General features: G+C 56.2%; 12 protein-coding genes. 1 reads left to right on the top strand and 11 read right to left on the bottom strand.

The annotated features are described in order from the left end of the window. Positions 1 to 221 precede the first annotated feature (221 nt). Positions 222 to 1,136, top strand: coding sequence for a DMT family transporter (locus PUV47_RS18510; protein WP_274220079.1), 915 nt, complete (start codon positions 222 to 224; stop codon positions 1,134 to 1,136). Positions 1,137 to 1,208: 72 nt separating this feature from the next. Here the strand turns inward: PUV47_RS18510 and serA are convergent, their stop codons facing one another. The 11 genes from serA to PUV47_RS18455 all read right to left on the bottom strand — a co-directional run bounded on the left by serA (position 1,209) and on the right by PUV47_RS18455 (position 15,130). Continuing rightward, complete coding sequence (serA, locus tag PUV47_RS18505) at positions 1,209 to 2,795, bottom strand: phosphoglycerate dehydrogenase (protein WP_274220078.1); 1,587 nt, start codon at positions 2,793 to 2,795, stop codon at positions 1,209 to 1,211. Between the two features lie 101 nt (positions 2,796 to 2,896). Next, positions 2,897 to 4,072, bottom strand: coding sequence for a phosphoserine transaminase (locus PUV47_RS18500; protein WP_274220077.1), 1,176 nt, complete (start codon positions 4,070 to 4,072; stop codon positions 2,897 to 2,899). A 254-nt stretch (positions 4,073 to 4,326) separates the two neighbouring features. Next, positions 4,327 to 4,926, bottom strand: a complete 600-nt coding sequence (locus PUV47_RS18495) for a GNAT family N-acetyltransferase (RefSeq protein ID WP_274220076.1) — start codon at positions 4,924 to 4,926, stop codon at positions 4,327 to 4,329. A gap of 135 nt (positions 4,927 to 5,061) precedes the next feature. Continuing rightward, positions 5,062 to 5,856, bottom strand: a complete 795-nt coding sequence (locus tag PUV47_RS18490) for an outer membrane protein (protein ID WP_274220075.1) — start codon at positions 5,854 to 5,856, stop codon at positions 5,062 to 5,064. A 215-nt stretch (positions 5,857 to 6,071) separates the two neighbouring features. Further along, on the bottom strand, positions 6,072 to 7,418 hold the full coding sequence (glmM, locus tag PUV47_RS18485; protein ID WP_274220074.1) for a phosphoglucosamine mutase: 1,347 nt from the start codon (positions 7,416 to 7,418) through the stop codon (positions 6,072 to 6,074). Positions 7,419 to 7,696: 278 nt separating this feature from the next. Continuing rightward, positions 7,697 to 9,619 (bottom strand): ATP-dependent zinc metalloprotease FtsH, encoded by a 1,923-nt coding sequence (ftsH, locus tag PUV47_RS18480; RefSeq protein WP_274220073.1) that lies wholly within the window; start codon positions 9,617 to 9,619, stop codon positions 7,697 to 7,699. Between the two features lie 238 nt (positions 9,620 to 9,857). Further along, a complete protein-coding gene (tilS, locus tag PUV47_RS18475) occupies positions 9,858 to 11,174 on the bottom strand; it encodes a tRNA lysidine(34) synthetase TilS (RefSeq protein WP_274220072.1) in 1,317 nt (438 codons plus the stop codon). Continuing rightward, on the bottom strand, positions 11,158 to 12,084 hold the full coding sequence (gene ybgF, locus PUV47_RS18470; protein ID WP_274220071.1) for a tol-pal system protein YbgF: 927 nt from the start codon (positions 12,082 to 12,084) through the stop codon (positions 11,158 to 11,160). Before ybgF ends, tilS begins: the two co-directional genes overlap by 17 nt. Positions 12,085 to 12,260: 176 nt before the next feature. Next, a complete protein-coding gene (gene pal, locus PUV47_RS18465) occupies positions 12,261 to 12,746 on the bottom strand; it encodes a peptidoglycan-associated lipoprotein Pal (protein WP_274220070.1) in 486 nt (161 codons plus the stop codon). A 139-nt stretch (positions 12,747 to 12,885) separates the two neighbouring features. After that, the gene (gene tolB, locus PUV47_RS18460; RefSeq protein WP_274220069.1) at positions 12,886 to 14,250 is read right to left on the bottom strand and encodes a Tol-Pal system beta propeller repeat protein TolB; all 1,365 of its coding nucleotides are present in this window, start codon (positions 14,248 to 14,250) and stop codon (positions 12,886 to 12,888) included. A gap of 28 nt (positions 14,251 to 14,278) precedes the next feature. After that, positions 14,279 to 15,130: a cell envelope integrity protein TolA gene (locus PUV47_RS18455; RefSeq protein ID WP_274220068.1), complete on the bottom strand. Its 852-nt coding sequence runs from the start codon at positions 15,128 to 15,130 to the stop codon at positions 14,279 to 14,281. Positions 15,131 to 15,192 lie beyond the last annotated feature (62 nt).

The raw sequence follows: 15,192 nt of genomic DNA, 5'->3' as shown, positions 1-15,192 counted from the left end.
CGGACGAAAGCCCGGGGCATTTCCTTGGTCTTATAGCCCCATCAAACGCGTCTGACGAGTCTTTTACGTGCTTCTTTTCCCAAGCTTCCCTGCGGCTTATTGCGTTTTCTTCAAGGAACAGGCTTTGAGCCACTCGCAAATCGGATTGCATTGTTTCCTTGATCTCTCTTAGTGGTGTGACAACGACTAATTCAATTTCGCGGCTAAAGACTGGAGATCGCATGACCCAAGCGCCGAAACTGGACCTGATCGCATTGGCCATGCTGCTGTGTCTGTCGCTCTTGTGGGGCGGCTCATTCTTTCTTGCTAAGATTGCTGTCGCGTTCCTGCCGCCACTCACCCTGGTGTTCTTTCGGGTCTTCATCGCGGCGTGCACCCTGTGGGCCGTTTTGCTCATTCTTGGAAAACGCCTACCCCTTCACGGTTCATGGCCATTGAAGTTTTTGGCGCTGGGGCTGATCAACAACGTGATTCCCTTTTCGCTGCTGTTTTGGGGCCAACAACACATTGCATCAGGTCTTGCGTCCGTTCTGAACGCCTTCACCCCCATATTCACAATGCTGGTCGCTCATCAGATGACGCAGGATGAAAGGTTGAGCGGAGCAAAGATACTGGCAGGTTTCGTGGGCATCTGCGGCGTTGCAGTCATGCTGGGTGCCGACGCCCTCCTTGGAGACACCTACCGCATTCTGCCCCAAATCGCGTGCCTTGGCGCAGCGTTGTCCTACGCGTTTGCGGCGACAATGGCCAAGCGGCTCAAGGCACTGCCACCCCTTTCGATCGCCACAGGCCAGTTGACTGGGTCGACGATCATCCTGCTCCCGGTCATTCTCATGACCACCTCCAGCAGCGAGCTGGCCACTGTGCCAATTAACACTTGGGCAGCCGTTGTCATGCTCGCCGTCGTTTCTACAGCATTGGCCTATCTTCTGTACTTCCGCATCTTGCAGCGGGCGGGCGCAACCAACGCCGCATTGGTCACCTTCCTTGTGCCAGTAAGCGCCATCATGCTGGGCGCTGTCTTTCTGCATGAGCGTCTGGAAGCGAACCAGTGGTTGGGCATCGCACTGATCGCTTTGGCTCTACTCATCATGGATGGGCGAGCGTTCACGCGCCTACGGACAAGCCTGAGGTAAAATGCAAAAAAGCGGGCCTCAATGGAGACCCGCTTCTTCCCTGGGAGGAAGGTGACGCTGCTCTAGTTGTTTTTAAAAGTGCAGCTGCTTGACCTGGTTGACCTGGCCAATGGCTGCGATTTTTTCCAGAGCGTCCGCTGGAATCTGGCCATCCACTTCAACAAGACAGATCGCCTCTTCGCCCTCAGCCTTACGGCCCAGGTTGAAAGTTGCGATGTTGACGCCCGCCTCACCGAGAATGGAACCGAGCTGGCCGATAAAGCCTGGCTTGTCATCATTGGTGACGTACAGCATGTTTTCACCCAGTTCGGCTTCCATGTTGATGCCCTTGATCTGAATGATACGTGGCTTGCCATCGGAGAAAACAGTACCGGCGACAGAGCGCTCCTGACGTTCTGTGATAATCGTCAGGCGAATGTAGTTCTCATAAACACCGTGCTGTTCGCGGCGAATGTCTTCGATGGTGATGCCACGCTCGCGCGCCATGACCGGCGCAGAAACCATGTTCACGGTCTGCAGCAGCGGCTGAAGAACGCCGGTAACCGCAGCTGCCGTCATGGCCTTCACGTTCATCTCGGCAACTTCACCCTCATACTCGATGCGAATGCCCTTGATGCCTGTTTCAGTGGCCTGTCCGGCAAAGGAACCCAGCAGCTCGGCCAGCTTGACGAACGGTGTCAGTTTTGGCGCTTCTTCTGCGGTGATGGATGGCATGTTGAGCGCGTTTGATACGGCACCCTTCACCAGATAGTCAGCCATCTGCTCTGCCACTTGCAGCGCAACATTCTCCTGCGCCTCGGTAGTGGAGGCCCCAAGGTGCGGCGTACAAACAACGTTTGGCGCGCCAAACAGCGGATTTTCCTTGGCAGGCTCTTCAACGAACACATCAACGGCAGCGCCGCCAATCTTGCCGGAATCAAGGCCTGCACGCAGGGCAACTTCATCCACCAGACCACCACGGGCACAGTTGATGAGGTAGGCACCCTTCTTCATCTTCTCGATGGCAGCCGCATCAATGATATTGCGCGTCTTGTCGGTCAGCGGGGTGTGCAAGGTAATGAAATCTGCACGGGCAAGAAGTGTATCAAGATCCACCTTTTCCACGCCAATGTCCTGCGCACGCTCATCAGACAGGAACGGGTCGAACGCAACGACACGCATCTTGAGGCCAATGGCACGGTCGGCAACGATGGAGCCAATATTTCCGCACCCAATCAGGCCAAGGGTCTTTGAGGTAATCTCAGTACCCATGAACTTGGATTTTTCCCACTTGCCAGCCTGTGTGGAAGTGTCTGCGGCAGGAAGCTGGCGGGCAACGGCGAACATCATTGCAATTGCATGTTCTGCCGTTGTGATGGCATTGCCGAAAGGCGTGTTCATCACGATCACACCCTTGGTCGTTGCGGCCGGAATATCAACGTTATCAACACCGATACCGGCACGGCCGATCACTTTCAGGTTGTCGGCAGCGGCAAGGATCTTCTCTGTCACTTTCGTGGCAGAGCGAATTGCAAGACCATCATACTGGCCAATGATCTCAGCCAGTTTTTCCTTATCCTTGCCAACGTCAGGCAGGAAGTCCACTTCACAGCCGCGTTCTTTGAAGATCTCAACAGCGGCAGGAGAAAGCTTATCAGAAATCAGTACCTTAGGAGCCATGACACGTTCCTTTTGCGCACGAAGCAGGGTCCGGCGCCCCAACGCGCCGGAATGCTCATTCTCTATTCAAAAAATCTCAAGAAAGGCAGCAGCCGCTTTTGTTAGCGGGCAGCTGTCAGCTTCGCCTTTTCAACGGCAAACGCCCAGTCCAGCCACGGTAGCAAAGCCTCAACATTCGAGGTCTCAACAGTGGCACCACACCAGATGCGCAGGCCCGACGGTGCATCACGATAAGCACCGATGTCATAAGCCACGCCCTCAGCATCTAGAGCTGCAACAAGCGCCTTAGCAAAGGCGGCCTGTGCGGCAGCATCAAGAGCTGCTACGTCTGCATCTACGATCTTCAGACAGACGGAGGTATTGGAACGGGTTGCAGGGTCCACTGCAAGGAAGTCGACCCAATCGGTCTTCTCTACCCATGCAGTGATCGCGTTTGCATTGGCATCCGCGCGCTTGATCAGCCCCTCAAGACCCCCAACGCTCTTGCCCCACTTCAGGGTGTCGATGTAGTCCTCGACGCAGAGCATGCTGGGTGTGTTGATGGTTTCGCCCTTGAAGATCCCTTCAATGAGCTTTCCACCTTTGGTCATGCGGAAGATCTTCGGCAGCGGCCATGCCGGCGTATAGGTCTCCAGACGCTCAACAGCGCGTGGAGAGAGAATGAGAATACCATGAGCGCCTTCGCCACCCATGACTTTCTGCCAGGAATACGTGATCACATCGAGCTTGGCGTAATCCAGCTCCTGTGCGAATGCGGCTGAAGTTGCATCGCAAATCACCAGGCCTTCACGGTCGTCAGCGATCCAGTCTGCATTCGCCACGCGAACGCCAGAGGTTGTGCCATTCCATGTGAAGACAATGTCGTGGGCCGGATTAACCTGTGCGAGATCAGGAAGCTCACCGTAGGGGGCTTCAATCACGCGGGCATCCGCCAGTTTCAACTGCTTGACTACGTCAGTAACCCAACCCGAACCAAAGCTCTCCCACGCCAGCATGTCAACCGGACGCGCGCCGAGCATGGACCACATGGCCATTTCGACTGCACCGGTGTCAGAAGCAGGAACGATACCAATGCGGTAATCGTCAGGCACGCCAAGCACTTCGCGGGTAAGCCCAATCGCTTCCGCAAGCTTTGCCTTGCCAATTTTTGCTCGGTGAGAACGGCCCAAAGGCGCGTCATTCAATGCAGCTGGAGTCCAGCCTGGACGCTTCGCACAAGGGCCCGAAGAAAAGTTCGGGTTTGCCGGCTTTGTAACCGGCATTTCAATATTCGCCATTTAACTACCCTCTCAGATAGGCGCCCCTCGTTGGGGAGGGGTGTCCCACCGACGGGTCTATGCGAAACCACGCAGACGGTCAACAAACTTTTTGGCCAGAGCATGACCGAGATACTCTCCCCATGCTGCGGTGCATTCACTATTCCCTTGTCTTTTCAGAGAGATAGAGAATTAGAACAGTTCGACACTTTTTTGCAGGTAGCCACGCGAATCAGGAGCGCCAACCGCCATCACTGAGCATCTTGATGCCATCCTCACACGAGTGATTTGCGCATTTCAGCAGCTCTCGAGAAATCGAAGAACAACTCCAGAATACCCAGCCGCTGCTCTGCCACCCTTCGGAAACCGTGTTTCAGGTAGAGCGCTTCAGCACGGGGATTGGTGTTGATCACCTCCAGTGCGAGGAATGACTTGCCGTCCGTGCGCGCAATCTCCTCCGCCTTCGACAGCAGCAAGGAGCCAATTCCCAAGCTACGCGCCTCCTCGTGGACCGCAAGACCGTCGATAAAAACTGTTTGAGGGTCGCAGGAGTTGTCGAGCAATCCGAGCAGCATCAGGCGCAAGGGCCCCAAAACACCGAGGATCCGCCAAGCCTCCCGTAACGTTGGCTCGTAAGGAGAGGCACTCGCTGTTTTCAGCCCAAGAACCCCAACCACCTGCCCTTTATGTTTTGCAATCAACACCTGATGGCTGTTGAGCGCACCTTCAAACAAGTCAACGGCTTTGGGGTAATCGCCTAAAATGGGCAAGATCTTGGAGGCCAGACAGCGAACATAAAGCTCGGTCACTGCACGAATGTCGTCGGGCTTCACGCCGCGTTCAATGCCCAAATCCTGAAGGCTCTCAATGCGCATGACTTCCGCCCTATCCAACATATGAGACTTATCTGTCTCATATGTTGGATGAGGACGCAATCCTTCCATTCAAGCGACAAGCAAAACAAAAGGCCCGCCGAAGCGAGCCTTGATCATCGTTCATTCCGCCTGCGGTCAGTAGGTTGCAACTACCGGACCGGGAGCAAAAGCGTTCTCTTGGCCAAACTCGTATCGCAGCCCCACACGGAACTCATGAGCCGCCAGATCTTCGTACTTGATGTGATCATTCACGCCATTGCTTGAGAAGTTCGCGGACTTGCCATCTCCAATCCAAAGGTAGCGGTAGCCTGCATCAAGATGCCAACTTGGTGTAATGGCGTAGCCAACACCGGCCATGGCAGCCCAGGAGAAGTTCCACTTTCCATCAGAGGGATATCCCCCTTCTGCGCCGTTCGGATTCACATAGCGAATGTCATCGTAGGACACGTAGGAAGCACCGATACCCGCCCCTACATACGGCGTAAAGCCGCGATAGTTGCCAAGGTCGGCATAGACGTTCCAAAGAATGGTCCACACGTCCAGACTTGCGGTTTCAACGGACTGTGCAATACCGGGTCCAGTGCCGCAGTTGGTCAGACAGTCGACACGCCCATCAAAATCAGAGGGCCACTCGTAGTCAACTGTAACATCGGTGCGCAGGTGCTCGTTGAACCGATACCCCACACCGGCACCGATAATGCCTGTGGGATCCTGTTCCTCACCTTCAAAGATGATGCTGTCGCTATAAGTTGTCTTCGGTGCCTTGTAGATCTTGTAGCCAATATCGCCACGCAGATACCACCCGCTTGAGCTGGCCGCCGGAATGACAGGCACATGCTCGATAACCGGCTCTGGCAGGTCCGCAGCAATTGCGGAACCTGCAACCAATGAAAACAAACTGAATGAAACAACGCGAGATACAAACTTCATGTCTCTGCCCCTTCAGGTAACCACCACCCTCCGGAAGCGGCCCCGCACTAAAATACTAGGCACAGTAGACAAGAAAATAATTACCCATAAATTAACCATGAGTATTTACTGAGTTTTTTAACCCAAACAAATTCTTAATACATATTTACTTATCCAGAACAAAAGAAAGCCGCCCTGTTGGACGGCTTCCATCTTAACAAAGATTAACAGGTTGTTTAAGCGGCCGTTTCAACAGCGCCGACAATCGTGTCAACCACATCGCCGAGAAGCACGGCATCATCGGCCTCCCCCATCACGCGGATCAACGGCTCGGTTCCTGAAGCACGAATGACAAGACGCCCTGCCCCAGCCAAACGGTCCTCACCATTCTTGATGGCGGCCTTTACATCGTCATTCTCCAACGGCTTGCCCCCGTTGTAGCGGACGTTTTTCAGCAGTTGCGGCACAGGCTCGAAGCGGCGACACACGTCAGAGACCGGCCTGTCGGTCTTCTTCACACACGCAAGCAACTGCAGGGCTGCAACGAGGCCGTCGCCTGTTGTGGCAAAATCAGACATCACGATGTGGCCTGACTGTTCTCCGCCCAGATTGTAGCCATGGGCGCGCATGTGCTCCACCACGTAACGATCCCCCACCTTGGTACGAGCGAGCTGCAAGCCAATATCGTTCAGGTAGCGCTCCAGCCCTAGGTTAGACATGACGGTCGCCACGATGCCCGGTGCGGAAAGACGGTTGTCCTCCTGCCAGGACTGCGCAACCGTTGCCATAAGCTGGTCGCCATCAACCACACGGCCTTCTTCATCAACAATAATGACCCTGTCTGCATCACCATCCAGAGCGATACCGATATCTGCGCGGACCTCATGCACCTTGTTGCAAAGCGCATCAACAGAGGTAGAGCCGCAGTCCTTGTTGATGTTGTAGCCATTTGGCTCAACCCCGATTGGGAAAACCTCGGCACCCATTTCCCACAGCACCTCAGGTGCCACCTTGTATGCCGCGCCATTGGCGCAATCGATCACGATACGCATACCCTCAAGGGAGATGTCCCGCGGCAAGGTGCGCTTGGCAAATTCCATGTAGCGATCCCGCACGCCGTCAATGCGCTTGGCCCGGCCAAGTTCATGAGGCTCTGCAAGAATGGCTGAAAGGTCATCGCTTTCGATGAGGCGCTCGATCTCCAGCTCGGTTTCATCGGAAAGCTTGAAACCGTCCGGGCCGAAAAACTTGATGCCGTTGTCCTGGAAAGGGTTGTGGGACGCCGAAATCATCACGCCAAGATCCGCACGAAGCGAGCGGGTCAACATCGCTACAGCCGGGGTCGGCATTGGGCCAAGAACAAACACATCCAGACCAACGGCGGTAAAACCAGCCACCAGCGCATTCTCAATCATGTAGCCGGAAAGACGCGTGTCCTTGCCAATAACCACCCGGTGGCGGTACTTGCCACGCCGGAAGGTAATGCCCGCCGCCATGCCCACTTTCAGGGCGATCTCTGGTGTAATTGGCCACTTGTTGGCAGTTCCGCGAATACCATCGGTACCAAAATATGCTCGCGACATGCACAAATCCTGTTTTCTCTGATGCAGCTGCGCCGCTTAAGCGGCGGGCAGCAGGATCATCCTCATCTTTTCTTGGTGTTGACCGGGACCTTAGCTGATCAAGCACGAAGAATTTGTTCTCTTTCAGCTTGATACAATCATCGGCGGCCCCTGTGGGGTCAAAAAATGTGTTCTTTTGTTACCAGTAGGCAAACAAGTTCAAGCAAATTAGACAACAAAGCAAAACGCCCGATGTTTTCCACCGGGCGTCCGCAAAATTGTGGTCGTCTGTTTGGCGTTTAACCCTGAGGCTGAGGCTCCAGGCCATCGCCACTTGCTTCGCCGCCGGACTTCTTCGATCCAGTCGAAGGAATGCCGGAGGAACGTGCTGGAGGCACATCGTCGCCTTCGTCGCGAACCGGAGCTTCCCCTTCCAACAGCTTTTTGATTTCATCACCGCTCAAGGTCTCGTACTCAATGAGGCCGTTCGCGATGGTGTGGAGCTGATCTTCGTGCTCCTTCAAAATGCGTGTTGCGGTTTCATACCCTTCGTTGACGAAGTGCTTAACTTCAGCATCAACCATCTGCTGCGTTTCATCAGAGACGTTCTGGTTCTTCGCAACGGAGTGGCCGAGGAACACTTCCTCTTGGTTTTCGCCGTAAAGCAGCGGACCGAGCTTGTCGGACATACCGAACTGGGTTGCCATCGCACGAGCCAGTTTGGTCGCCATCTGGATGTCACCGGATGCGCCTGAGGTCACTTTCTCGTAGCCGAAGATCATCTCTTCAGCCACGCGGCCACCCATAGCCACCGCAAGGTCGGCCTTACACTTGGCACGTGTCAAAGACACCTGATCCTTTTCCGGCAGACGCATCACCATACCCAGCGCACGGCCACGCGGAATGATGGTCGCCTTGTGGATCGGATCAGAAGCAGGCATGTGCAACGCGACCAGCGCGTGTCCAGCCTCGTGGAAAGCGGTCAGCTTCTTCTCTTCCTCGGTCATGACCAGCGTACGGCGTTCCGCACCCATCATGACCTTGTCCTTTGCATCCTCAAACTCGGCCATGGTGACCAGACGCTTGGAGCGACGCGCAGCAAGCAGCGCAGCTTCGTTCACGAGGTTCATCAAGTCTGCACCAGAGAAACCCGGTGTGCCGCGTGCAAGGGTTTTCACATCAACGTCTGGGGCCAGAGGCACCTTGCGCATGTGCACCTTGAGGATCTTTTCGCGGCCCGTAATATCTGGGTTCGGCACCACGATCTGACGGTCGAAGCGGCCCGGACGCAGCAGCGCAGGGTCCAGAACGTCAGGACGGTTGGTTGCCGCGATGATGATGATGCCCTCGTTAGGCTCAAAACCATCCATTTCAACCAGCAACTGGTTCAAGGTCTGTTCGCGTTCATCGTTACCGCCGCCAAGACCGGCACCACGATGACGACCCACAGCATCGATTTCATCGATGAAGATGATGCATGGCGCGTTCTTCTTCGCCTGCTCGAACATGTCGCGCACACGAGATGCACCCACACCAACGAACATTTCAACGAAGTCGGAACCGGAGATGGTGAAGAACGGCACGTTCGCCTCACCCGCCACAGCGCGAGCAGTCAGGGTCTTACCAGTACCTGGAGGACCGACCAGCAGACAGCCGCGCGGGATCTGACCACCGAGACGCTGGAACTTCTGCGGGTCGCGCAGAAACTCGACGATCTCTTGCAGGTCTTCCTTGGCTTCATCAATACCGGCAACGTCGTCAAAGGTCACGCGGCCCTGTGCCTCGGTCAGCATCTTCGCCTTGGACTTACCAAAGCCCATAGCCTTGCCGCCGGAACCTTGCATCTGCCGCATCACGAATATCCAGATGCCGAGGATCAGCAACATCGGGAACCACGAAATCAACGCACCCAGCAGCGAGAAATTCTCAGAAGGCGGCTTCGCATTGATCATCACACCCTTGGAGCGCAGAAGCTCAACATACTGCGCGTTGTCCGGCGCATATGTTTGGAATTTGCCGCCACTTGAGTAGGAGCCAGTGATCTGCTGCTGCTGAATTGTAACCTCTCGCACGTCCCCTTGCTCTGCTTGGCTAAGGAACTGGGAGAACGGAATCTCATTGGCATTCGTTCTCGAGGCCGGGCTTTGGAAAAGCTGGAACAAAGCAATCAGCAGAAGGCCGATGATCACCCACAGGGCGAAGTTCCGGAAATTTGCGTTCATTTCGATCCCTTTACCGCTGAGGCGCGGAGGTCTTCGCGTTTCATTTTATCTCTTGTCGTAACATAGGCGCCCACAACGGACCTGCCAAGGTGGACTCAAGAATGACACAGCTACAATTCTAATTTCTTAAGACGAAAACCACGAGGGCTACCGTAAAATTCAACAATCTAGCCTGCCATCTTCAAGAATTTGTGGTGGATCATATCCACCAGCAATCCCAAAATCTGCTCAATGGTCGTCAAAGCACGCTACGGATCAACTCGACGGACACACGACAGGGACGGGTTGCTGTGTTTTCTGAGGTCAGCGACGCCTGTACTCCAGTCCACGGGATGTAGGGCATTCCACGTGGAAATACAACAATTGGCGCACTTTCAAACGCAGTTTTCGGCCAATCCTCAAAGGCCTCAAGGCCATACTCAGCAAATCCACCGGCACCCAGCACCTTGAGGCAGGAGCCCTCTGGCACATTTTGCGCACGATATGTAAACCGACCATCCCAAGCGCCCTCAGGGACCGAATGGATATCGACCTCCGCCGGTGGAACGCGGCCAAGTTCCTTGAAGATAAACGCCTCATCCCGGCGCAAGTGCAGCCGTACACCGCCCAATGTCGCGCCGCCCCCAGCAAATTCAGGGTTAGCCAACTTCTCGTAGAGCCGCTCAACTGAGGCAAGACGCGGCGTATAATCGCCGCCGCCCACAAGCTTGACCAGCCGCGCCACCAAGCGCAGTCCCACTTCCTCCGGCAACTCCACGAAACGAGAACGCATCACACGTACCGGGCCAGCAGGATGCACGGTACAGTAATCCTCGAAAAACCGAGTGACCCAAACGTCCAGCGCATCACTGGCCCGCGCAAGCCGGTGTGCTGTTTCTGAGAGCCGCTGCGGCGTAAGCCCAAGTTCTGCAAGCATTGGCTGCGCCTGACGGAACCGCACCCGCTCGTAATGAAGGTCCGTGTTGGTCGGGTCTTCAAACCAGGAAATGCCGCGAAGGCGCAAACTGGCCTTCAAACGCTCTTTGGAAACCTCGAGCAGCGGTCGCATCACAGGCGGTATCACATCACGGCGAACCGGACGCATGGCCCCAAGCCCATAAACGCCACTGCCCCGCGCCAGCCGGTAGAGAAACGTCTCTGCCTGATCTTCGAGATGATGGGCCAGCACAATTGCCTCACAGCCTTGAGCCAAGGCCTCATTTCGCAGCAACCCATGGCGCGCCTCTCGCGCAGCCGCCTGCAGATTGCCGCTTGCCCCGCCCCCATTCCAACGCAACGTCTTGTGAGAAACGCCCAACTGTTCGCACAGCAGCGCCACGCCAGCGGCCTCGGTCGCGGCTTCCGGCCGCAAGCCGTGATCAACGGTAATCGCAGCGATCGCGGGTTTTCCATCACCGCGCTTGGCCCACTCAGACAGCAGCACCAGAAGCGCAACAGAATCCGCCCCACCCGAAACGCCAACCGCCACAGCCTTCAAGTCGCTCAAGGCCCGAAACAGCGTGTCGGCCTCGTCCGGCTCAATCGGCAGATGGTCAGAGTTAGCTACAGCCGGCACGACTTTGTTCGGTTCTCGCCTGGTTTAAGATGGTAGATGGCGCAGATGGGAACTTGCCCAAAAGCTCGGAATAGGTGGCACAGGCCGCATCCCGCTCGCCCAGACCAGACAGAGACAGCCCCAGCTTCAACAGGCTGTCCGGTGCCAAATCACTGGATGGATAATCGGTGTACGCCTTGAGAAAGGCATCCGCAGCCTTGCGATAGTTGCGCTGAGACAGCAAGCTTTCGCCATACCAGTACTGCGCGTTGGGAGCCAACGCATGATCCGGGTACATGCCAAGGAAGGTGTCGAACCCTTCCGCTGCGGCCGGGTAGTTCCCCTTCAGCACCAGATCATAGAACATATTGTAGTCGGTACTCGGGTCGCCGGTAATGGACGCTTGCACGTTGCCGTTAAAGGTTGCGGCTTCACCGCCGGGCGCCACCAGAATGTTGCTTTGCGAAGCCGTTCCAGCCGCATTTGGCGCGCCATTGCTGCCTTGCGCCAATGCAGACAGATCCAACGGTCCAGAAGTCCCGCCCTGCGCGGTGTTCGAAAGGTTCTGCGTCTGCGCAGTCCGGTTTACCGGCTGTGCCTGCTGCTGCTGCGGCTGAGACCGCGTCGGCTGATTGAGGTTGCCTTGCTGGCGTGGACCGCTCGGCGCACCGCCTTCAAGCTGCTGCAAGCGGTATTCGTTGTCTTCCTGAGAGCGGCGCAGCTGGTCCTCAAGCGTGCGAACCTGAAACTGCAGCTGTTCCACCTGCCCGGTCAATGAGCGAATTTGTTCCTCCAGCTGGCCGAGGCGTGCCGTGGCTTGCGCCGCTTCATTGCGATCAGAGCCAAACAGCTGCGCTGATGCCGGCACCGCCACGCTTGCGCTCAGCAGAATGGCGAGTGAATAGGTTGCAACGGTTCGGTTCAGTGCCATGAATATCTCCAGCGCAGCACAAATAAATCTAAGAATTAAGCAGCAATATCATGCCGATATCGGCCAAATTTTGACAGGATCGCATCCAGCTGACAAGGGCACAAATATTTGCCCCTGATGAGATACAAAAAAGGGGCCGCCCCTTGGGTCAGCCCCTTAACTCCAGCGTGTCAGTCTTAGCTGCCAGCGTTGTTCACCACGGTCACAGCGCGGCGGTTTTGGCTCCAGCAAGAGTCGGCATCACACACAGCCACTGGACGCTCTTTACCGTAAGAGATCGTCTTGATGCGGCTCTGGCTCACGCCTTTTGCAGAAAGATAGTCATAGACTGCCTGCGCACGACGGGCACCCAGTGCAATGTTGTACTGGCGGGTGCCGCGCTCATCCGCGTGGCCTTCAATGGTAATCGTATAGTTGGAATAAGCGTTAAGCCACTGCGCCTGCTTGTCTAGCGTTGCGCGAGCAGCCGGGCTCAATGAAGACTGGTTGTTGTTGAAGAACACGCGGTCCCCAACATTCACCACAAAGTCTTGGCCAGAGCCGGGAACCACGGAGCCATCAGCACCGAGTTCAGGGCGTGTCTGAGAACACGCCGCAGCAACAAGACAGACCGTTACAACGGCAACCAAACGCGCCACACGCGCGAATAGTACATTTGACATCCTAGTACTCCTGATCCCCAAGATTCCATTAGGGTTGACCATTGCTAACCAAACTTGGTTAATCCGCCCTCAACAAGCTTGGTTAATAGTTGGTAAAGATTCACGCAACACGAAAACTGCTGTGAGACTTTTATACCCCTTAGTCCAACAGCGGTGACCATGCCGGGTCAGACGCAAAATTCGGTGTCTGAACAACCTGTTCGTTGTAGCCGGTCAAGTCCACGGTCCACACCTGTGGGCCACCTTGTCCACCTCGGGTGTCTCGGAAGAAGGTCAGAACACGGCCATTGGGAGACCATGCAGGCCCCTCGTTGTGATAGCCCTCGGTCAAGATGCGCTCGCCGCTGCCATCCGGGCGCATGACGCCAATCATGAAACGCCCCTGATGTACCTTTGTGAAGGCGATCAAATCTCCGCGAGGTGACCAGACAGGTGTTGAATAGTTGCCCGGACCGAAGGAGATGCGCTGCGCGTTCTGACCGTTGGAGCCCATCACATAAAGCTGCTGCGAACCACCGCGGTCACTTTCAAAGACGATCTGACGTCCATCTGGAGAAAACGACGGGCTGGTATCAATAGCTGCGGTATTGGTCAAACGGGTCGTGCGACGGGTGCGCAGATCCATGAGATAAATGTTGGCGTTGCTGCCCTGCTGCAGGCTCATCACCACGCGCTGCCCATCTGGAGAAAAGCGCGGCGCAAAGGTCATGCCCGGGAAGTTGCCAAGGGTCTCACGCTGACCGGTCTCGATGTTCAGAAGATACACCTGCGGGTTCTGTCCAGAGTAGGACATGTAGGTGATCTCTTGAGAAACCGGGGAAAACCGCGGTGTCAGCACCAGCTCTGAACCGTTGGTCAGGTAGCGGATGTTCGCGCCATCCTGATCCATGATAGCCAGCCGCTTGCGGCGCTGGTCTTTCGGACCGCTTTCGTCCACGAACACGATCCGTGTATCAAAATAGCCCTTTTCACCGGTCAGGCGCTCATAAATCTCATCGGAAATGATGTGCGCAAGACGACGCCAGTTTTGCGGTGTCGTAAAGAACTGCTGGCCAATGAGCTGCTGCCCTGCATAAACGTCCCACAGCCGGAACTCTGCCTTCAGGCGGCCGTCCGGCAGCTGACTGACAGAGCCGGTAACCAGCGCCTGCGCGCCAATGGTACGCCAGTCGCCGAAGCGCGGCTGGGTGTTCACGTTCATGTTCTGCTGAATGTGCGCGGCTGGATCGATCGGACGGAACAGGCCAGACCGCTGCAGGTCTGCTGTCACGATACCAGATATCTGCTGCCCAAGATCAGCCTGTTCACCCTGCGTGGCAAAGTGCGGGAGCGCAATTGGCATTGGCTCAAGATTGCCCTGTGTGATGTCAATCTCAATCAGTGCATGCGCAGGACCGAGCAGCGCAACACTGGCAAAGCCCGCCACAACGAGTGCCTTTACCCGCGTCCCCAAGCACCGCCAAAAGGTGCTTCCCTTATGCTCTGAGGTCGCCTGTACAGACATTGACCTTAGCTCCTTTTAATCCAATAGCTCAGTACCCAAGCATTTCGCTTGGATCGAAATTCAAGATGACTGTCTGCCACGATTCGTACTTATCAAGTGGCAATGAATACGGCCCACAGCGATAAACCGCGCGAATTGCACTCTGCGCCGCTGCATTGAAGGCCGGATTGCCACTTGAGTTCAGCACCTTCGGGGCGCCAGAAACCTGCCCTTCTCGCGTCATTGAGAATTGAAGCCGCACAAGAAGGTCAGCCGCACCGGCGGCCCCGACAGGCGGCTTCCAACACTCTTGTATCCGTGAACGCAGCGCATCCAGTTCAGACTGGGTCATGCGCACGCCCACTTGCCCGCGCGACGACCCCAAAGAAGCCTGCTGTTGTGTGCTGGACGAGCCCCCACCGCTCGGCGTGGTCTTGTTCAGCAGGGCAGCAATGTTGTTCGGATCGAACTGGCGATCCGGTTGGCGATCCGGCTCGGGGCGGGGCGGCACGCGTGGCTTCACCCGAGGGCGGGCGGTCACCACCTGCGGCTCCGGCTCTTCTGCCTCGTCCACCTCGGGGCCCAGCTCTGCGGTTTCGGTTGGTGCCTCTTCAGGCGCAGGCTCAGCCTCTGGCGCTGGCTCCGGGTCCGGAGCTGGCGGTGGCGGCGTTTGTTCTCTCACAGATTCCGTTACCGGCCGATCATTGTCCGGTCCCGGCGCACTGGTTTCATTCTCACCAGGCTGCTCTGCAGGTTCTGGCTTGTCTTCCGGTGGCTTGGGTGTGGGCTCAACGGCAGCTTCCCTGATCTCGGTTTCTTCCTTGGAGCCGAGCTGCAACTGGGTAAGCTCAGCCACAGGAACAAGCTCAACCGGCAGCGAGTCCACCGGAGCCATCGACATGTCTCGTCCACCGGGGAGAGAAACCACCCCAGCGACAAGTATGGCCACGTGGCCTACTGCCG

Origin of the sequence: Pseudovibrio exalbescens (genome assembly GCF_028737195.1) — a bacterium.
In the GTDB taxonomy this organism is placed as follows: Bacteria; Pseudomonadota; Alphaproteobacteria; order Rhizobiales; family Stappiaceae; genus Pseudovibrio; species Pseudovibrio zosterae.
Note: the sequence above shows the minus strand (reverse complement) of the source record. Positions and strands in the feature narration are given on the sequence as shown.